We start from the raw sequence: 19690 nt of genomic DNA, 5'->3' as shown, positions 1-19690 counted from the left end.
GACGAGGGCATCGGACGTTCACTGGTCGAGATTCTGTGACGGCGCTTCGCGTTTCGATGCGGCGAGTGAGGTCACCTTGAGCAGCAGGGCGAGATGGCCGGCATCAAGGAAATTCAGTTGGCCGTTCTTGGTCTGGCTGGTCTGGTTCAGGCGTTCGCTGGCGCTGACCACGCCGTTGTTGTCGAACTGGTTGACCCAGAACTGCGCCTGCACGTCGGTGAAGCGCTTGAGGGTGAGACTCAGCGTGCCCTGCACCGGGAACTGGCCGAACTGTTCCTGGCCTTCGGTGATCGACACCATGCTCGGCTGGTCGCCCAGGGTCTGTTGCCAGGCCTTGTGCAGCAGCACCTCGTAGTTGCCGCTGGCGCCGAGCTTGGCAGTCATGTCGTTGAGGCTGGGGGTGCGCTCCTGGTCGGCGGTGAGCGGTTTGGCCCCCTTGGCCCAATCCTCGGGCGCCGGCTGGCTCTGGAAGGGTTGCTCGAGGTTCTGCCGGATCAGGATCATTTCGACCTGATACAACTCGTCGGCCAGTGCCGCGGGAGCGATCAGGACCAACAACAAGGCCAGCGAGGGTATCAGGCGCATACGGCGTCCTTCAGGCAGTTTTCGGGGCGAGGCGCTCGAACAGCGCCTCCAGTGTATTAAAGCGTTCTTCCGCACGTTCCATCGGTACCATGAACTTGAACAGGGTGGCGCCTTCGAATTTGTAGCGGTTGGGTTGGCCCTGGATCAACTTGATCAGCGCCAGCGGATCGACCGGGGTGTCCGCGGCGAACTCGATGCGCCCGCCTTGCGGACCACCGTCGACCTTCTTGATCCCAAGCTGCTCGGCCTGCAGTTTGAGCAGGGTCAGGCGCACCAGGTTCTTGGTCGGTTCCGGCAGCAGGCCGAAACGGTCGATCATCTCCACTTGCAGGTCCTTGAGGCCCTCTTCGTCGGTTGCCGAGGCGATGCGTTTGTAGAGGATCAGCCGGGCGTGCACGTCGGGCAGATAGTCTTCGGGAATCAGCGCCGGCAGGCGCAGGTTGATTTCCGGACCACCGCCCAGGGGCTGGTCGAGGTTGGGTTGCTCGCCCTTGCGAATGGCTTTGACCGCGCGCTCGAGCATTTCCATGTAGAGGGTGAAACCCACCGCCTGGATCTGTCCGCTCTGGCCGTCGCCCAACAGTTCGCCGGCCCCGCGGATTTCCAGGTCGTTGGTGGCGAGCACGAAGCCGGCACCGAGGTCCTGGGTATTGGCGATGGCTTCCAGGCGCTTTTCCGCGTCGGGAGTGATCTGCTGGCGCCCCGGGGTTAACAGGTAGGCATAGGCTTGGTGGTGACTGCGCCCGACCCGGCCGCGCAACTGGTGCAACTGGGCCAGGCCGAACTTGTCGGCGCGCTCGATGATGATGGTATTGGCGCTCGGCACGTCGATGCCGGTCTCGATGATGGTCGAGGCGATCAGCACGTTGAAGCGCTTGTGGTAGAAGTCGCTCATCACCTGTTCGAGGTCGCGCTCGCGCATCTGCCCGTGGCCGATGCCGATACGCGCTTCCGGCACCAGTTCGGCGAGGTCGGCGGCGCATTTCTCGATGGTCTTCACATCGTTGTGCAGGTAGTAGACCTGGCCGCCGCGCAGCAGCTCGCGGAGCAAGGCTTCCTTGACCGTGCTCTTGTTCTGCTCCATGACGAAGGTGCGCACCGACAGCCGGCGCGCCGGCGGGGTGGCGATGATCGACAGGTCGCGCATGCCCGACACGGCCATGTTCAGCGTGCGCGGAATCGGCGTGGCGGTCAGGGTGAGGATGTCGACTTCGCTGCGCAGGGCCTTGAGCTGTTCTTTCTGGCGCACGCCGAAACGGTGCTCTTCGTCGATGATCACCAGGCCCAGGTTCTTGATCTTCACATCGTCCTGCAGCAGCTTGTGGGTGCCGATGACGATATCGATCTTGCCCTCGGCGAGGTCCGCCACCGCGGCGTTGACTTCCTTGGTGGACTTGAAGCGACTCATTACTTCGACCGTCACCGGCCAGTCGGCGAAGCGGTCGCGAAAGCTGTTGTAGTGTTGCTGGGCGAGCAGGGTGGTGGGTACCAGGATCGCCACCTGTTTGCCGCCATGCACGGCGATAAAGGCCGCGCGCATGGCCACCTCGGTCTTGCCGAAGCCGACGTCGCCGCAGACCAGGCGGTCCATCGGCTTGGGCGCCAGCATGTCGGCGCGCACCGCTTCGATGGTGGTCTGCTGGTCCGGGGTTTCCTCGAACGGAAAGCCGGCACTGAAGGTCGCGTAGTCGGCCTTCGGATCGGCGAACGCATAACCTTCGCGGGCGGCGCGACGGGCATAGATGTCGAGCAGTTCGGCGGCGACGTCGCGCACCTGTTCGGCGGCTTTTCGCTTGGCCTTCTGCCAGATTTCCGAACCCAGGCGGTGCAGCGGGGCGAGGGCGTCGTCGCTGCCGGTGTAGCGGGCGATCAGGTGCAGGTTGGCCACCGGCACGTAGAGCTTGGCGCCCTCGGCGTAGGCCAGGGTGAGGAATTCGGCGACCTGGTTGTCGATCTCCAGGGTCGCCAGGCCCAGGTAGCGGCCGACACCGTGGTCGATATGCACCACCGGCGCGCCTTCGCGCAGTTCGGTGAGGTTCTTGATCACCGCGTCGTTGTTGGCGTCGGCGCGTTTTTCCCGGCGCCGGCGCTGCATCACACGCTGACCGAACAGCGGGCTTTCAGCAATCAGCGCCAGGGCCGGATCGTCCAGCACCAGGCCTTCGTCCAGCGGCGCGATGGTGATCGCCAGGCGCTCCTGGCCAGCGGCGAAGTCCGGCCAGCTGTCGACGGTCTTGGGCCGCAGCTTCAGGCGTTCGAGCAGTTCCAGCAGGACTTCCCGGCGCCCGGCGGATTCGGCGGTGAACAGCACGCGGCCAGGAAACTCATCGAGGAACGCGGAGAGTGCCGCCAGCGGCTGGTTGGCCTTGGCCTCGATGGCCAGGTTCGGCAGTTCGCGGGCGGCGAAGCGTTCACGGCCGATGCCGGTTTCCACGTCCTGCTGGCTGGCGACCACCCGCGGCCAGCTTTTCAGGCGGGCGAAGCAGTCTTCCACCGGCAGGAACAGTTCGGCCGGTGGCAGCAGCGGTCTTGTCGGGTCGACGCGGCGCTCTTCGTAGCGGTTGCGCACATCGTTCCAAAAGTTTTCCGCCGCCTGCTCGATACCCGGCAGGGAGAACACCTGGGTGTCCTGGGGCAGGTAGTCGAACAGGGTCGAGGTTTCCTCGAAGAACAGCGGCAGGTAGTACTCGATACCGGCGGGGGTAATCCCGCTGTTCAGGTCCTGGAAGATCGGGCAGCGGCGGAAGTCGACATCGAAACGCTCGCGAAAACGCGACTTGAAACGGGTCACCGCCTCTTTCTGCAGCGGGAACTCCTTGGCCGGCAGCAGGCGCACGGACTCGACCTTGTCGATGGAACGCTGGTTTTCCGGATCGAAGGTACGCAGTGTCTCGATTTCGTCGTCGAACAGGTCGATGCGGTATGGCAGCTTGCTGCCCATCGGGAACAGGTCGATCAGGGCGCCGCGCACGGCGAACTCGCCATGCTCGTAGACCGTGTCGACGCAACGATAACCCGTGGCCTCCAGCCGTGTGCGCATCTGCTCCACATCGAGCTTCTGGCCGATGTCCAGGACCAGGCTGCTGCCCAGCAGGAACTTGGTCGGAGCCAGGCGGTGCAGGGCGGTGGTGATCGGCACCACCAGCACGCCATGCGCCAGTTCCGGCAGCCGGTAAAGGCTGGCGATACGCTGGGAGATGATGTCCTGGTGCGGCGAAAACAGGTCGTAGGGCAGGGTCTCCCAGTCCGGGAAATGCAGCACCGGCAAGTCGGGAGCGAAGAAGCTCAGCTCCTGTTCCAGGCGCTCGGCGCTTTGGCTGTCGGCGGTCAGCAGCAGGGTGAAGCGCTTGGCAGCGCTGGCAGCCTCGGCAATCGCCAGGCTCAGGGCGGCACCGGGGAGATTGCCCCAGTGCTGTTTACCTGCCGCGGCAGGGAGAAGCGGTAGACGCAGAACGGGCACGGAAGGTTGAGCTCCAAGCGTTGCGACAAAGTCGGTAATTGTAACGGTCCCGGGTGCCGCCTGTCAGTTGCAGACTGTTTCTATTACGCATTGAGGGAAATGTAGTGGCTATGACAATAAATAGCGCTTTTCGAGCCATTATGTAGTGCCGTATTGGGCGTATGTTTTGGAGGGTTACGGACAAGTCGCCAATGAGCGCTCATTCCGTGCCCTGCTGCAAGCCGCGTATTTGCTGGGCTGGCGCGGGGGGCGTTTTTTTCAAATGGTTTTTTCTTGGCCTGTGCACGACAGGCGCGCATTGCTCGCAGGGCCACTCGGCGGCATAATGTAGCCCCTTTTTTCAGCCCCTACATGTGGAAGGTTCCCGTGACTCAGAAGCCCGACCAGTGTCTTGGTGAGTGGATTGATCGTGAAGCGCTTGCAGAAGCGATGATCCCGCTTATCGGTCAGCTCTACCGCAATAACAATGTGGTGAGTTCGATCTATGGCCGCAGCCTGATCAACCAGTCTGTCATCGCGATTCTCAAGGCTCACCGCTTTGCTCGCCATCGTCAGTGCGATGATGTCGAACTGTCCGTCCACGAGACTTTCCCGCTGCTCAAGGCGATGAGCGAGCTCAAACTGGGTGCCGCTTCGGTGGACCTGGGCAAGCTGGCCGTGAAATTCAAGGCGCAAGGCAATGGCCGTAGCGCCGAGCAGTTCGTTCGCGAAGAACTCGCCGATGTGGTGGGTCAGCAGAACGTTTCCGGTCGCAAGGGCACCGACGTGGTGCTGTACGGTTTCGGTCGTATCGGTCGCCTGTTGGCCCGTATCCTGATCGAGAAAACCGGTGGCGGCGACGGCCTGCGCCTGCGTGCCATCGTCGTGCGCAAGGGCGCCGAGAACGACCTGACCAAGCGCGCCAGCCTGCTGCGTCGCGACTCGGTGCACGGTTCCTTCAACGGCACCATCACCATCGACGAAGAAAACAACACCATCACCGCCAACGGTAACCTGATCCAGGTCATCTACGCGAAGAACCCGACCGAGGTGGATTACACCCAGTACGGCATCAAGCATGCCCTGCTGGTGGACAACACCGGTGTCTGGCGTGACGCCGACGGCCTGGGTCAGCACCTGGCCTGCCCGGGTATCGACCGCGTGGTCCTGACCGCGCCGGGCAAGGGCAAGCTGAAGAACATCGTGCACGGTATCAACCATGGCGAAATCACCGCCGACGACAAGATCGTTTCCGCGGCGTCCTGCACCACCAACGCCATCGTGCCGGTGCTCAAGGCCGTCAACGACAAGTTCGGGATCATCAACGGTCACGTTGAAACGGTTCACTCGTACACCAACGACCAGAACCTGATCGACAACTTCCACAAGGGCGATCGCCGTGGCCGTAGCGCCGCGCTGAACATGGTGATCACCGAGACCGGTGCCGCCACCGCTGCTGCCAAGGCCCTGCCTGAGCTGGCCGGCAAGCTGACCGGCAACGCCATCCGTGTGCCGACGCCGAACGTGTCGATGGCCATTCTCAACCTGAACCTCGAGAAAGCCACCACTCGCGAAGAGATGAACGAGTACCTGCGTTACATGGCGCTGCACTCGGATCTGCACAAGCAGATCGACTTCGTCAATTCCCAGGAAGTGGTTTCCACCGACTTCGTCGGTTCGCGCCACGCCGGCGTGGTCGATGCCGAAGCCACCATCTGCAACGATAACCGTGTTGTCCTGTATGTCTGGTACGACAACGAATTCGGTTACAGCTGCCAGGTGGTGCGCGTGATGGAAGACATGGCCGGGGTCAACCCACCTGCGTTCCCGCGCTAAGCACTCGCCGCACATGAAAACGCCCCGACTTGTCGGGGCGTTTTTTTATTGGCGAAGTGTGTGACAGAGGGCGCGCGAGGGCTGTTTCGATGTGCTGAATGAGGCGGTGATTTATATCGCTTTCATCTGGTAAGTTGTTGGGTTGAAACGATATTAATATAGAAGGATTTTTAATTTTATTTTTCGATGAATTAAAAAGTCTAGAAAAAATAATTACTTGCGGGTCGCTTGTTGAGAGTGGCCATCTAATGGATCCATTTTTTTGAGGCGCTATATAATTGGCGTCATTAAATTGTTCGCACTTTGGCGCTTGACACTGAAAAGGACTGAACTTAGTGTCGCCTCTGACAACGCCCAAGCTTTCCAAGCGATAGCTATCAAAATGCCTGCGTTTAGCCATCAGGCAAGGGTGAAGTTGTTAGATTCCTTTCGGTAATAAACAGGCAACATAAATAGTGGATAAGTGGTCACTATGAGCGCATGCCAACTTCCAAAAAGACAGGAATATCATTCCTGCTCACAACACTAAGAAACCAACTAAGTCAGGTGGGTCAAGTAGTGGCCTGATGATGGGACATCTTTGCTGGTAACACTGCTTTATGCCTTTCACGATAACGTGCGGCTATTGGCTGCTTGTCGAGAATGAATGTCTTCATGTCCTATCGGGAGAACCTGACATGACCGAAGAGCGCAAAAGGCACTTTCCATTGTCCCTGTTACCCCGTCTGGTGGGTGTGGGCATCCTGGTCTTTATCCTCTGGTTGCTGCTGTCGACCTTGTTCATGCCGTTGCTATCGACGTCGGCCACTCGGGCCATTCTCAATGCGCCGGTGATTTTGCTGACGACCCCCATCGATGGTGTCGTGAGTTCCCTCGACATCAAGTCGGGAACCTCCTTTGTCCAGGGACAGAAGGTGGCCGTGGTGGAAAACCCCCGGGCTAATCAAGACACCTTGCTGACCTTGCAAACCCGGCGCTTGAGCCTGGAGCAGGAGCTGTCGTCTTCCCTCAGCCAGTTCGAACACGACCAGCAGTACTACCTGGCGCTGGAGAAAAGCAGCCAGCAATACCAGTCGGCTTTCCGTACCCGCCAGTTGTTCGGCCAGAAAGCCCTGCGCGCCGAAAATTTCGCCGCCAACGCGCGTTTGAAAGAGGCTGAGGAAACGGTGGAGCGCAATCTCGAGTTGTTCCGCCAGGGCGCGGTGAGCAATGCCTTGGTCGACTCGTCGAAAGCCCAGTTGGCCTCGTTGCAGGGCGCTGCGGAGACAGTCAGGTCGCAGTTGGGTATCAGTAATGGCGATCTGAGCGCGGCCAATCAGCAGGTCTACCTGGACCCTGACCAGTTGCGTATGTTCGACCTCAGCTCGCATCTGGTCACCTTGAAGCTGAGCCTGGACAATCAGGAGCGCAACCGCTCCACGGTGCAGCAGGAACTGCAAAAGCTCGACGGGTTGATCGAGGCGGAAAACAGCCGGATCAAGCTGATGTCCGGCTATGACGTGGTGGCTTATTCCGCCGGGACGGTCCAGGAGGTGGTGGCGCCCCAAGGTACGCTGGTGCGCGCCGGCTCGACCCTGGTACGCGCGACCAATTGTGAGCAAAGTTACGTCATCGCGGTGTTTCCCGAGCGTGTGGCGAGCAAAATCGATCGTGACACGGTGCTGAAGGTGAGCATCCGTGGCCTGGACGAGCCGCTGATTGCCAAGGTCGAGCAACTGTTGTCCCACTCATCCGACCTGCAGCCGGGAACGTACAGCGTGCCTTTCCCCTACGCCGAGCAGAACTCGGTGTATGTGGTCGCCACCTTTGCCGCGAGTCTCAGTGACAGGCAACGAAGCATGGTGTGCAAGCCCGGGCTCTGGGCTTCCGCCGAGGTTGTGGGGAAATGAGCCGCGGGCGCGGCGTGGCCTGGGCGCTCGGCGGGTTGCTGCTGGGCGTCGGGCCGTTGGCCTGGGCGGTGCCGGCTCGGGTGCAACTGGCGACGGACACCTGTGCGGCATTGGAGCAGGCGACACGGGCCTATCCGGGGACCGCCCCGGTGCTGCTGGCCAGCTATCCGGCCCTGGACGGACAGCCTCCGGCAATACTGGCCCTGCGGGGGGTGGCCTTCACCTATGACAACGCTCTGGCCAGCATCGCCTTGTTTGCCTGTGGCAAGGCGCAGTCCGCTCGCCGGCTGGCCGATGCCCTGGCGTTCGCCGTGGAGCATGACCCCGAGTACGGCGACGGGCGCTTGCGCAATGCCTATGCGGCCGGTCCCATCAAGGGCCAGGCCATGGGCTTGTCGGGGTATTGGAGTGCCGAGCGCAACGCCTGGAGTCAGGATGCCTATCAGGTCAGCAGTGCCACCGGCAATCAGGCCTGGGGGGCGCTGGCGCTGCTCGAGGCGTTCCGCCAGACCGCCGAGCCGGCTTATCTTGCAGCGGCACGCCGGGTGCTGCACTGGGTCCAGCAGAACACCTACGACACCCAGGTACCCCTGGGCTTCAGCGGTGGCGTCTATGGCTACCTCAACCGGCAGGTTCGGCAAGGCTGGAAGTCCACCGAGCACAATGTCGATCTGATGGCCGCCTGGACCGCACTCGACCGCCTGGCGGCGGACCCGGATGCCCGGCTGCAGGCGCAGGTTGCCCTGCGCTTCGTGCAAAGCCAGTGGGATGACCGTGAGGGGCGCTTCCTGATTGGTACGGGCGAAGACGGCCGGACGTCGGATCGCCAGCGCTCAGGGCTGGATGCGCAGCTCTGGCCGTTGCTGGCGGTTCCCGATCCACCGCAGGACTGGCGTCGGGTATTTGCCTTTATCGATCAAAGCCACCGTTTCGCCGACGGCTATGGGTTCAACCGCAATCCCGACGGCGTCTGGACCGAGGGCACCGCCCAGGCCGCGGCGGTGGCGCGCCTGAGTGGCCTGCCCGACCGGGCCCAACCCTTGTGGCAGGTGTTACTGGCGTTGCAGGCCAGCCACGGTTGGCTCTTCGCGACGCCGCAGGCGCAAATCAGCACCGGGCTGGCCATCGGCCCGGACTCGCCGCGCAACGATTTTTTCTACTACCACCTGCCTCATCTGGGCGCCACGGCATGGGCCGCTATTGCGGCCACCGGCGTCAACCCTTTTACCGGCGCCCAGGAGGCGAACTGACATGCAGGCACTGGACTCGTTGCAACTGCTGCAAATCAATTTCTGGACCCTGGCGGTGGTCATTCTTTTCAGTTGCCTGACCCGGCGTGAGCAATGGGGGGCCCGAGCTGGTTTTGGTGCCATCACCGCCTTGCTGCTGATCAATTACGCCGCTTGGCGCATCCGCGATACCTTGCCCGACGGGCATGGCGGATTTGCCACGGTATGGGCCTACAGCTTTCTGTTTTTCGAGCTGATGGCCATTGGTTACACGCTGTTTTCCATTATCGTCATGCTCGGTCGTAGCGATCATCGGGCCAGTGCCGATGCTGGCGAGCGCCGTTTACGGGCGGCCGGGCACGACGTGCCGGCGGTGGATGTGTTTATCGCCACCTACAACGAAGGCCTGGAGATCCTCGAGAAAACCATTATTGCCGCCCAGGCCATCGATTACCCCAATTTCACCGTCTGGGTGCTGGACGATACCCGGCGCGACTGGTTGCGAGAGTATTGCGCCCAGGCCGGGGTGCAGTATGCCCGGCGTGCGGACAATACCCATGCCAAGGCCGGCAATCTGAACAATGGGCTGCGCCAGTCGGCCGCCAGCAGCAATGCGCCGTACATCCTGGTGCTGGACGCCGACTTCGCCGCCCAGCAACCGATCCTGATGCGCATCCTGGGGTTGTTCGATGACCCACGGGTGGGCCTGGTGCAGACGCCGCAGTTCTACTACAACCCGGATCCGATCCAGCACAACCTTGGCTCCTCCGACTGCTGGGTGGACGAGCAGCGAGTCTTCTTCGATGTCTTCCAGCCGGCGAAGGACGGCTGGGACGCGGCGTTTTGCGTAGGCACCTCCTTTGTGGTGCGACGCGACCTGATTACCCGCATCGGCGGTTTTCCCACCGGCTCGGTCTGCGAGGACATCTACACCACCTGCCGCTTGCTGCAACAAGGCTACGTGACCCGCTGGCTCAACGAACGGCTGTCCATTGGCTTGTCGGCGGAGGGCTTGACCGAATACATCAACCAGCGCGCGCGCTGGTGTCTGGGAACCCTGCAGGTCGCGCTGTTGAAGGAGGGGCCGCTGCGTGGCAGTGGCTACCGTCTCAATGATCGCGTGCACTATCTGCACGGCCTGATGCACTGGTTCTCCAAGCCCTTCATCCTGATGCTGCTGGTGTCACCGGTGCTCTACTGGTACTTCGGCATTGCCGGGTTCTATGCCAAACCCGTGGACTTCCTGGCCTTCGGCATGCCGGCACTGATCGCCTTCTGGGGGTATGGCACCTGGGTCACGGCACGTCGAACCTTGCCGGTGTTCACCGAAGTCACGCAGATCGTCGCGTCCCTGGCGGTCACCGCGACGATTGCCAGTGCAATGATTCGTCCGTTCGGCCGCCCCTTCAAGGTGACCGCCAAGGGCCTCGATCGGACCCGTACGCTGATCCACTGGAAGCTGTTCGGGTTCTTTCTGGCGTTGATCCTGTTTTCCCAGGTGGGCGCGTTCACCGCCATTGCCACGGCCGCGGCCTTTGACGGCAACATGCTGTTCAACCTGTGCTGGACCGTGGTCGCGCTGATCTACAACCTGGCGACGCTGGTGGCCTGCGTTGACCGGCCGCGGCTGCATGGCGAAGAACGCTTTCCCTTCGATGAAGCCACTGGCTTGCGCCTGGGGACGAAAACCTTTGCCGGGCGTCTGGTGGATGTTTCGGTCAGCGGGGCGTCCTTGTCTTGCACCTTGGCCGCCTTGATCAAACCAGGTGTGCGTGGCCAATTGTGGATCCGCTCGCTCGGTTGGCTTGAGGTCGAGGTCATGCGCAACCAGGGCAATGAGCGTCTGGGGGTGCGTTTTGTCGACCTCGATGAACGGCTGCGCCAGCGCCTTATCGCCCGGCTGTTCAGTGATGCCAGCGTCAATGTGGCCAGCCAGGCCGAGCCGGCCATGGCCTTTGGCACTTTGTTGCGCCGTTCGCTGCTGGGCGAGCGCCGTTCACGGCCGTCTTTCTCTCGGCCATCCAGGCTACCGTCATATGACGCGCTACCAAGTTATCGAGCGGCTGTGCGTTTGCGCAAACAGCCCCTGTCACGGGTGGCCGGGGCCCGTGGTGGCCTGTGGGATGCCCTGGTTTCACCCTTGCGGGCCTTGTTGGGCATGCGTTGATAGAGGTGGATCATGAACCGTTGCGTACCTTCTACTTGTCTGCTGTCGTTGTTGCTGCTCAGCGCTTGTTCACTGGACCCGTCCTACAAAAAGCCCGATGCGCCGATCGACGAGCAGTGGCCGGCCAGCTCGACAGGCTCCTGCTGTGCGGCCAGGGAGGCGTTCGATCACGATTGGCATGGGTTTATCGTCGATCAGCGGCTGCGTAGCCTGATCGAGCTGGCACTGGAGAACAATCGCGGTCTGCGTCAGTTCGCCGCCAGCGTGGAAGAGGCCCGGGCCGGCTATGCCGGCGCACAGTCAGGGTTGTTTCCCTCGATCGGTATCGATACCTACGCTGGACGCAGCAAGTTGCCGCCGCTGGTGCGCACGCCGGGCGGTGGCGACAGCGCGGGCAGTATCGCCAACACCTTCCAGGCGACAGCCGGCTTCACCTCCTACGAGCTGGATCTGTTCGGGCGCATACGCAGCCAGAGAAGCGCCGCCGGTGCTCGTTTCGAAGCCTCCGAGGCGGACTATCAGACGGCTCGGTTGGCGCTGATCGGCGAGGTTGCCAGCACCTGGTTGAGCCTCAAGGCCAGCCAGAACCTGCTGGATCTGGCCCAAACCACCTACGAGACCCAGAACAACTACGGGCAGTTGCTGCGCAAGAGCTACAACCTGGGTTCCAGCGCGCAGATCGATGTGCATCAGGCCGATGCGCAAACCAATACCGCGGCGGTGCAGATCAATACCTATCGCATGCAAGTGGCGCAGAATATGAACGCACTGCGGGTTCTGGTCGGGCAGCCGGTGCCGGCGGCGTTATTGCCCAGCGGGGTGCTGGGCGAGTCCCTGGCCACCGCCGATGTGCCGGCCGGGCTGCCTTCGTCACTGATGACGCGCCGCCCTGACATCATGGCGGCCGAAGCCTTGCTGCGAGCGGCCAATGCGGACATTGGCGCAGCGCGTAGCGCCTACTTCCCGACCTTTTCCCTGACTTCGGCACTGGGCAGCCTGAGCGGCGATTTTTCCCGCTTGCTCAGCGCCCCGGCGCAGTTCTGGTCGGCCGCCCTGAGTGGTTCCGTGACCCTGATCGATGGCGGTGCCCGACGGGCTCAGGTGGATGGTGCGCACGCGCGATTCGATGGCCGGGCCGCGGCCTATGAAGCGACGGTGCAGAATGCCTTTCGCGAAGCCGCCGATGCGCTCAATGCGCGTCAGGAGATGCTCACCCAGGTGGCGGCGCAGAAGCGTCTGGTGGAGGATTATCAGGAGGCCTATCGCCAGTCGCGATTGCGTTTCGAGGCGGGTATGGACAGCTACTTCTCGACGATGGATGCCCATCGCTCGCTATTCGAGGCGCAGCAGAAATGGTCGCAACTGGAGTTGGCGCGGGAGATCAATCAGGTGAACCTGTACAAAGCTCTGGGAGGGGGGTGGAGCCAGTCCTTGAAGGTCGCCGGTGAGCAGCGGGCGGAACCGCCAAAACCGGGGTCGTGATGGGCGCGGAGAGTCCTTGGCAAACCGCCGCGCGGCGTCCGTGCCGCGCGCGAGGTGACCGGCAAGCGCCTGCATTGCGGGCGTTTGCCGGCGGGTGAAGGCGTCTGCTCAGCCGCGGCTGGACACGGCCATCTGCGCGGTGCGCAGTTCATGCTTGTTGCCACGGAACAACACCAGGGTCGCGATCAACCCGAGTACCGCTGCGGCACTGAGCCAGATGCCGGGTGCCGCCTTGTTGTCCAGTACGTGGATCAGGTAGGTACAGACCGCCGGGGTAAAGCCACCGAAGGTCGCCGTCGCCAGACTGTAGGCCAGGGAGAAACCGGTGGTCCGCACTTCGACCGGCATGATCTCGGTCAGGGCCACCACCATGGCACCGTTGTAGGAGCCGTAGAGGAACGACAGCCACAGCAAGGCAATCAGCAGGTGACTGAAGCTCGGCGCCGATACCAGCCAGGACAACACCGGATACGCAGTAAGGATCGCCAGGATGGTCGCCGCCAGCAGCAGCGGCTTGCGCCCGATTTTGTCAGACAGCGCACCCATGACCGGCAGCCAGAAGAAGTTCGATATACCGATGCACACGGTCACCAGCAGCGCGTCGAAATCCGACAGGTGCAGTTCGGCTTTACCGAAGGTCGGGGTGTAGGCGGTGATCAGGTAGAAGGACACGGTGGTCATGATCACCAGGGCCGTGCCTGCCAGTACCAGACCGAAATTCTGACCGATCGAACGCATTACTTCCGACAGGTTCGGACGATGTTTGCGTGCCTGGAACTCAGGTGTTTCTTCCAGCGAACGGCGAATGATGAAAATCGCCGGAACGATCATGCAGCCCACCAGGAACGGCACGCGCCAGCCCCAGTCACCCATTTGTTCTGGGCTCAGCCAATGGTTGAGGCCCACGCCCAGCAAACCGGCGAAGACCACCGCGGCCTGTTGGCTAGCGGATTGCCAGCTGACGAAGAAGCCCTTGCGACCCGGCGTCGAGATCTCGGCCAGGTACACCGAGACACCGCCCAGTTCCACGCCGGCGGAGAAGCCCTGCAGCAAACGGCCGAGCAGGACCAGCAGCGGTGCCGCGACACCCAGGGTCGCATACCCCGGCACGCAGGCAATCAGTACCGTACCCGCGGCCATCAGGGCCAGGGTGATGATCAGGCCTTGGCGACGGCCGTGACGGTCGATGTAGGCACCGAGGAAGATTGCACCCAGCGGGCGCATCAGGAAGCCGGCACCGAAGGTAGCCAGCGAGAGCATCAGGGACGCAAAAGCGCTGTCGTTGGGGAAAAAGGTTTTAGCGATGGCCGTGGCATAAAAGCCATAAACCATGAAGTCGAACATCTCAAGGAAGTTGCCGCTGACAACGCGAAAAATCGCCTTGCCCTTGCCTGTATTTGAGGCCATTTTTGTCCACTCGCTTTATCTGTCTTATAAGCAATCCGTCGTCTCTGCTCGTCCTCACTGAACCGTTCAGGCATACGCACGCTGGCAGGACAGCTTTGTAACGATATGTGTAATAGCGTCATCAGGCAACAAAAAACCTGGCTTGCTGGCTAAGTGGCATAACCCTTGATCTAGAGGGCTTCCCGCAGGTGTTTGGCAGGGCTGGCCCAGGCTGGTGAGAAGATCGGTAATAAGCCGCTGGTTGTCTGACGCATAATGGCCAATCTCGAAAAGAGCCTTCCCTGAAACTATGCCAAATCTACAAGCTAGCGCGTCTTTGTTACGAACCCTGGTGCTGGGTGGTTTTTTGGCCTTGCTCGGCGCTTGCGGCAACGCCGACTCGCTGGAGCAGTTCGGCGGCCCGACCATGGGCAGTACCTATTCCATCCAGTATATCCGGCATGCCGGTGGCCCGGCGGTCGCCGAGGTTCAGCCTGAGGTCGAGGCGATCCTGGCCGAGGTCGACCGGCAGATGTCGACCTATCGCGGTGACTCGCTGATCGCGCGCTTCAACGAGCTGCCGGCCCACAGTTGCCAGGTCATGCCAGCGGCGATCCTGGAACTGGTCCGGGTCGGTGAACAGCTGTCGCAGGACAGCGACGGTGCCTATGATCTGACGGTCGAGCCGTTGATGAACCTCTGGGGTTTTGGCCCGCAGGGGCGCGAAGAGAAGGTGCCGGACGCGGCGCAACTGGCCGAGGTGCGCCAGCGCGTCGGACACCGGTACCTGCGTATCGACGGCGACCAGTTGTGCAAGGATGCCGCGGTGGAGGTGGACTTCAACAGCATCGCGGCGGGTTACACGGTGGACCGTATCGTCGCTCGGTTGAAAGCGATGGGCCTCGACAGCTTTCTCGCCGACGCCACTGGTGAACTGAAGGCCGTGGGCAAGAAGCCCGATGGCAGCCCTTGGCGGATCGCCCTGGAGGTGCCACGGGACGACGAACAAGTGGCGCAACGGATCATCGCCCTGGATGGTTATGGGGTCTCCACCTCGGGCGACTACCGTAATTATTTCGAACAGGGCGGCAAACGCTATTCCCATACCTTCGACGCCCTGACCGGCGCGCCGATTACCCATAATCTGGCGTCGGTCACGGTGATTCATCCGTCGACGCTGATGGCCGACGGCCTCTCGACCCTGCTGCTGATACTGGGTCCCGAGCGCGGCTGGGAGTACGCGGAGAAACACAACATCGGCGCATTTTTTGTGATGCGTGCCGATACAGGTTTCGTGACACGGACAAACCAGGCGTTCGAACGCCTGGTCACGGGTGACGGGCATAACATGTAGTGCAGGCAAAGCTGGCCTACGACGCGACCAAGGGTTAATGTGCGCGGCGTTGAAGCTTCTATAGACTGCACACCGAGATTTGATCCTTCATGTCGCTGGCCGCGACATGATTTAGCCGCAGGTGCCAGAGGGGTGCCTCGGCCTGTTCTGAGGAGTACGCATGGCTGTCTACAACTACGACGTAGTGGTACTGGGTTCCGGCCCGGCTGGTGAAGGCGCGGCAATGAACGCCGCGAAAGCGGGGCGCAAGGTGGCTATGGTCGACAGCCGTCGCCAGGTCGGCGGTAACTGCACCCACCTGGGGACCATCCCGTCCAAGGCCTTGCGTCACTCGGTCCGGCAGATCATGCAGTTCAACACCAACCCGATGTTTCGGGCCATTGGTGAGCCACGCTGGTTTTCCTTTCCGGACGTGCTGAAAAGCGCGGAGAAGGTCATCGCCAAGCAGGTCGCTTCGCGCACCGGCTTTTACGCCCGCAACCGCGTCGACCTGTTCTTCGGCACAGGCAGCTTCGCCGACGAGCAGACCATCGAAGTGGTCTGCTCCAACGGGGTGGTCGAGAAACTGGTGGCCAAGCACATCATCATCGCCACCGGCTCGCGCCCGTATCGTCCGGCCGATATCGATTTCCATCACCCGCGTATCTACGATAGCGACACCATCCTCAGCCTCGGCCACACGCCGCGCAAACTGATCATCTACGGGGCCGGTGTCATCGGTTGCGAATATGCCTCGATCTTCAGTGGTCTCGGGGTGCTGGTGGAATTGGTGGACAACCGCGACCAGTTGCTCAGCTTCCTCGACTCGGAGATTTCCCAGGCGTTGAGCTACCACTTCAGCAACAACAACATCACCGTGCGCCACAACGAGGAGTACGACCGGGTCGAAGGCCTGGACAACGGGGTGATCCTGCACCTCAAGTCCGGCAAGAAGATCAAGGCCGACGCCTTGCTCTGGTGCAACGGCCGTACCGGCAACACCGACAAGCTGGGCATGGAAAATATCGGGGTCAAGGTCAACAGCCGCGGCCAGATCGAAGTCGACGAGAACTATCGTACCTGTGTGCCGAACATCTACGGCGCCGGCGATGTGATCGGTTGGCCGAGCCTGGCCAGTGCCGCCCATGACCAGGGGCGTTCGGCGGCGGGCAGCATTGTCGACAATGGCAGCTGGCGTTTCGTCAATGACGTGCCAACCGGGATCTACACCATTCCGGAGATCAGCTCGATCGGCAAGAACGAACAAGAATTGACCAAGGCCAAGGTGCCTTACGAAGTGGGCAAGGCGTTCTTCAAGAGCATGGCCCGGGCGCAGATCGCCGGCGAGCCGCAAGGCATGCTGAAGATCCTGTTCCACCGTGAAACCCTGGAAGTGCTGGGTGTGCACTGCTTCGGCTATCAGGCATCGGAGATCGTGCACATCGGTCAGGCGATCATGAACCAGCCGGGCGAGAACAACACCCTGAAGTACTTCGTCAACACCACGTTCAACTACCCGACCATGGCCGAAGCCTATCGGGTAGCTGCTTACGATGGTCTCAACCGGCTTTTTTGAGCGGCTCCGGCCGGTGGCCTGAGCCGGCCGGGGAGACCGATTTCAGCCTTTCCCAAGTGTGGCCGTGGCCAAACCGGGAAAGTCTGTAATCAGGCTATCGACGCCGAAGTCGGCGAGCCTGCGCATCAGCGCGGGTTCGTTGACCGTCCACACCGACACATGCAGACCCTGGCGCTGGGCCTTGATCAGGCGTTCCGGGGTGCAGAGTGTCCAGTTCAATGCCAGGATCTCGCAGCCATAACTCTGGGCGACCTTCAACGGGTCGAGCCAGGCGTATTCGGCTACCAGCCCGCGTGACAGGTCCGGGGTCAGTTCCAGGGCCGCCTTGAGCACTTCCCGCGAGCTGGAGGTGACGGTGACCTTGTCCAGTAGGCCGAAACGTTGGGCCATTTCGCGGATCGCGAGCACGGTGGTCGCTGCTCGGGTGCGCGAGGCGCTCTTGACTTCCAGTTGCCAATGCTCGAAATCGCACTGTTCGAACAACTCGTCCAGACGTGGAATCGGGCAAGGCTTGATCCAGCCCGGACCGCCCTGGCGCGCGTCATAGGTCACCAGTTCGGCGGCGGAATGCTCGACCACCTTGCCACGGCGGTCGGTGGTGCGCTTGAGGGTTGGGTCATGGATGACCATCAACTCACCGTCCATGGACAGGTGCAGGTCCAGTTCGCAACGGCGTACGCCGTGCTTGAGACATTCCTGGAAACTGGTCAGGGTGTTTTCCGGTGCTTCACCTTTGGCGCCACGATGGCCATAAATCAGAGTCACGACTGCTCCTTCAGGGGGAAAATGTTGTTGCAAGGTTAAGACGGTAGGGTGGTTTCAGTCGCCGGCTTCAAGTGGCCTCGGGGCCGTTCTGTTCCCGGGCCAGGCGTCGCTCCTGCGCCTGTTTCTGCAAGATATGCCGCGCCAGCAACTGGCGTTGGGCATCGGTCAATGCTTCGAACTCGGCGCCGATGTCGAAGGTGCCGAAGTGGCGGGGCGCGCAATGGGTCACCTGGGCCCGCAGCAACAGCCCGAGCGCCTGGGGCATCAATACCATCTTGACCGCCAGGTGGCTGCCGGCGGGGTAGGCGATATGATGCTCGAACTCCAGGCCACCTTCGGACAGGGTCACTCGTTGCGGTTCGCCGAACTCGCCCAGGACCGAATAGGCCATCACCTGGCTCAGCAGGTCGATACGCTTGTTCTGGGCCTTGAGGAAGGCCGTCAGGGTTCGATCGCGCTCGCTGATCTGGCGCAGCAGGTGCTGGGACTCGAATTCGCTCAGGTGCAGTTCGCTCAGCAGGTTGAAGAGCGGCGAAGCATCTTGTAACACTTCCTTGTTCGCCGCGTCGGGGGCGGACAAGGGGCTGATTTCCAGTGCGATCGTGTCCTCGATACGGTAGTATTCGCGGCGATCTTCTTCATCTAATGTCGACATGGCGAACCCAGGGCAGAGGTGATGGTCTGAGTGTAAAGCTGCTGACCCTACCTCGCCACAAGGACGTCTTCTTTTCCTCCGAACAAGCCCCGACATGTTCAGACCACTCTTCGTATTTATCGGCACGCGTTATACCCGTGCAAAGCGTCGCAATCATTTTGTCTCTTTCATTTCCCTGACTTCGATGATCGGACTCGCGCTTGGCGTGGTCGTGATGATCGTGGTGCTCTCGGTGATGAACGGTTTCGATCATGAGATGCGCACCCGCGTGCTGGGCATGGTGCCCCACGCGACCATCGAGTCCGACGAGCCGATTAGCAATTGGCCGGCGCTGGCCGACAAGGTCCTGAAGAACCCGAAAGTGCTGGCGGTCGCGCCGTTCACCCAGATGCAGGGCTTGTTGACCAACAACGGCCAGGTGCAGAAGGTGATCCTCAATGCCATCGATCCGGCGCAGGAGCGCAAGGTCTCGATCATTGACCAGTTCATGCAGCAGGGCCAGCTCGACGGGTTGACCCCAGGCAGTTTTGGCATCGTCATCGGCGACAAGGCCGCGACCAAGCTGGGCGTCGGACTCGGCGACAAGCTGACCTTCGTCGCCCCGGAAGTCACGGTGACCCCGGCGGGCATGTTTCCGCGGATGAAGCGCTTTACCGTGGTCGGTATCTTCCATGTTGGCGCCGGTGAGCTGGACGGCTACCTGGGCCTGACCAACCTCGACGACCTGGCGCGCCTGCACCGCTGGAAGCCGGACCAGGTCCAGGGCCTGCGCCTGAAGTTCGACGACCTGTTCCAGGCACCACGCACGGCCTGGGAAATTGCCCAGCAACTGGGCGATGGTCATTACTATGCCCGTGACTGGACCCGTACCCACGGCAACCTGTACCAGGCGATCAAGATGGAAAAGGCCATGATCGGCCTGTTGTTGTTGCTGATCGTGGCGGTGGCGGCGTTCAACATCATCTCGACCCTGGTGATGGTGGTGAACGACAAGAAGGGTGATATCGCCATTCTGCGCACCCTGGGCTCCACGCCCGGACAGATCATGGCGATCTTCATGGTCCAGGGCACTGTGATCGGGGTGATCGGTACGCTGATCGGCGCGGTGGTCGGGATTCTTGCGGCGCTGAACGTCAGCGCCGCGATTGCCGCCCTCGAGCGCCTGATCGGGCACAAGTTTCTCAATGCCGACGTGTACTTCATCGACTACCTGCCGTCCCAATTGATGGCCGAGGATGTGTTGATGGTCTGCGGCGCGGCATTGCTCCTGAGTTTCCTCGCCACCTTGTATCCAGCCTGGCGTGCGGCGCGCACCCAGCCTGCGGAGGCGCTACGTTATGAGTGAGTT

General features: G+C 61.6%; 13 protein-coding genes. 8 read left to right on the top strand and 5 right to left on the bottom strand.

The window, feature by feature from the left end; translation table 11 throughout:
* Nucleotides 1–18: 18 nt before the first annotated feature.
* The gene (locus tag AC07T0_RS19325) at nucleotides 19–585 is read right to left on the bottom strand and encodes a CsiV family protein (RefSeq protein WP_495002728.1); all 567 of its coding nucleotides are present in this window, start codon (nucleotides 583–585) and stop codon (nucleotides 19–21) included.
* 10 nt (nucleotides 586–595) lie between these two features.
* Complete coding sequence (gene mfd, locus AC07T0_RS19320) at nucleotides 596–4045, bottom strand: transcription-repair coupling factor (protein WP_495002727.1); 3450 nt, start codon at nucleotides 4043–4045, stop codon at nucleotides 596–598.
* A gap of 351 nt (nucleotides 4046–4396) precedes the next feature.
* Between mfd and AC07T0_RS19315 the strand changes: the two genes are divergently transcribed.
* The 5 genes from AC07T0_RS19315 to AC07T0_RS19295 all read left to right on the top strand — a co-directional run bounded on the left by AC07T0_RS19315 (nucleotide 4397) and on the right by AC07T0_RS19295 (nucleotide 12627).
* Nucleotides 4397–5860 (top strand): glyceraldehyde-3-phosphate dehydrogenase, encoded by a 1464-nt coding sequence (locus tag AC07T0_RS19315; protein ID WP_495002726.1) that lies wholly within the window; start codon nucleotides 4397–4399, stop codon nucleotides 5858–5860.
* Nucleotides 5861–6567: 707 nt separating this feature from the next.
* A complete protein-coding gene (locus tag AC07T0_RS19310; RefSeq protein WP_495002725.1) occupies nucleotides 6568–7749 on the top strand; it encodes an HlyD family secretion protein in 1182 nt (393 codons plus the stop codon).
* Nucleotides 7746–8999, top strand: a complete 1254-nt coding sequence (locus tag AC07T0_RS19305; RefSeq protein WP_495002724.1) for a hypothetical protein — start codon at nucleotides 7746–7748, stop codon at nucleotides 8997–8999. The genes AC07T0_RS19310 and AC07T0_RS19305 overlap by 4 nt, the downstream gene beginning before the upstream one ends.
* Before the next feature lies 1 nt (nucleotide 9000).
* On the top strand, nucleotides 9001–11145 hold the full coding sequence (locus AC07T0_RS19300) for a glycosyltransferase family 2 protein (RefSeq protein ID WP_495002723.1): 2145 nt from the start codon (nucleotides 9001–9003) through the stop codon (nucleotides 11143–11145).
* A gap of 12 nt (nucleotides 11146–11157) precedes the next feature.
* Entirely contained in the window at nucleotides 11158–12627 is a 1470-nt protein-coding gene (locus tag AC07T0_RS19295) for an efflux transporter outer membrane subunit (RefSeq protein ID WP_495002722.1), read from the top strand.
* 108 nt (nucleotides 12628–12735) lie between these two features.
* Here AC07T0_RS19295 and AC07T0_RS19290 read toward each other — a convergent pair whose 3' ends face one another.
* Nucleotides 12736–14034: an MFS transporter gene (locus AC07T0_RS19290; protein WP_495002721.1), complete on the bottom strand. Its 1299-nt coding sequence runs from the start codon at nucleotides 14032–14034 to the stop codon at nucleotides 12736–12738.
* A 289-nt stretch (nucleotides 14035–14323) separates the two neighbouring features.
* Here AC07T0_RS19290 and AC07T0_RS19285 point away from each other — a divergent pair, with 289 nt between their 5' ends.
* Nucleotides 14324–15367: an FAD:protein FMN transferase gene (locus AC07T0_RS19285; protein ID WP_495002720.1), complete on the top strand. Its 1044-nt coding sequence runs from the start codon at nucleotides 14324–14326 to the stop codon at nucleotides 15365–15367.
* A 160-nt stretch (nucleotides 15368–15527) separates the two neighbouring features.
* Nucleotides 15528–16922 carry a Si-specific NAD(P)(+) transhydrogenase gene (sthA, locus tag AC07T0_RS19280; protein ID WP_495002719.1) on the top strand — a complete coding sequence of 465 codons (1395 nt, stop codon included), beginning with the start codon at nucleotides 15528–15530 and terminating at the stop codon, nucleotides 16920–16922.
* Nucleotides 16923–16964: 42 nt separating this feature from the next.
* Here the strand turns inward: sthA and AC07T0_RS19275 are convergent, their stop codons facing one another.
* Both AC07T0_RS19275 and AC07T0_RS19270 read right to left on the bottom strand, forming a co-directional pair.
* Nucleotides 16965–17687, bottom strand: a complete 723-nt coding sequence (locus AC07T0_RS19275) for a glycerophosphodiester phosphodiesterase (protein ID WP_495002718.1) — start codon at nucleotides 17685–17687, stop codon at nucleotides 16965–16967.
* A 67-nt stretch (nucleotides 17688–17754) separates the two neighbouring features.
* Nucleotides 17755–18342: a PilZ domain-containing protein gene (locus tag AC07T0_RS19270; protein ID WP_495002717.1), complete on the bottom strand. Its 588-nt coding sequence runs from the start codon at nucleotides 18340–18342 to the stop codon at nucleotides 17755–17757.
* Nucleotides 18343–18436: 94 nt separating this feature from the next.
* Between AC07T0_RS19270 and AC07T0_RS19265 the strand changes: the two genes are divergently transcribed.
* Nucleotides 18437–19687 (top strand): lipoprotein-releasing ABC transporter permease subunit, encoded by a 1251-nt coding sequence (locus AC07T0_RS19265; RefSeq protein WP_495002716.1) that lies wholly within the window; start codon nucleotides 18437–18439, stop codon nucleotides 19685–19687.
* The last annotated feature ends 3 nt before the right edge of the window (nucleotides 19688–19690 follow it).

This window comes from Pseudomonas sp. GW821-FHT04D07, from assembly GCF_059420225.1.
Note: the sequence above shows the minus strand (reverse complement) of the source record. Positions and strands in the feature narration are given on the sequence as shown.

What these genes read in the sequence shown, in the direction of transcription:
- AC07T0_RS19325 (WP_495002728.1), bottom strand. Translation starts at nt 585, where the DNA reads ATGCGCCTGATACCCTCGCTGGCCTTGTTGTTGGTCCTGATCGCTCCC.
- AC07T0_RS19315 (WP_495002726.1), top strand. Translation starts at nt 4,397, where the DNA reads ATGTGGAAGGTTCCCGTGACTCAGAAGCCCGACCAGTGTCTTGGTGAG.
- AC07T0_RS19305 (WP_495002724.1), top strand. Translation starts at nt 7,746, where the DNA reads ATGAGCCGCGGGCGCGGCGTGGCCTGGGCGCTCGGCGGGTTGCTGCTG.
- AC07T0_RS19300 (WP_495002723.1), top strand. Translation starts at nt 9,001, where the DNA reads ATGCAGGCACTGGACTCGTTGCAACTGCTGCAAATCAATTTCTGGACC.
- AC07T0_RS19295 (WP_495002722.1), top strand. Translation starts at nt 11,158, where the DNA reads ATGAACCGTTGCGTACCTTCTACTTGTCTGCTGTCGTTGTTGCTGCTC.
- AC07T0_RS19290 (WP_495002721.1), bottom strand. Translation starts at nt 14,034, where the DNA reads ATGGCCTCAAATACAGGCAAGGGCAAGGCGATTTTTCGCGTTGTCAGC.
- AC07T0_RS19285 (WP_495002720.1), top strand. Translation starts at nt 14,324, where the DNA reads ATGCCAAATCTACAAGCTAGCGCGTCTTTGTTACGAACCCTGGTGCTG.
- sthA (WP_495002719.1), top strand. Translation starts at nt 15,528, where the DNA reads ATGGCTGTCTACAACTACGACGTAGTGGTACTGGGTTCCGGCCCGGCT.
- AC07T0_RS19270 (WP_495002717.1), bottom strand. Translation starts at nt 18,342, where the DNA reads ATGTCGACATTAGATGAAGAAGATCGCCGCGAATACTACCGTATCGAG.
- AC07T0_RS19265 (WP_495002716.1), top strand. Translation starts at nt 18,437, where the DNA reads ATGTTCAGACCACTCTTCGTATTTATCGGCACGCGTTATACCCGTGCA.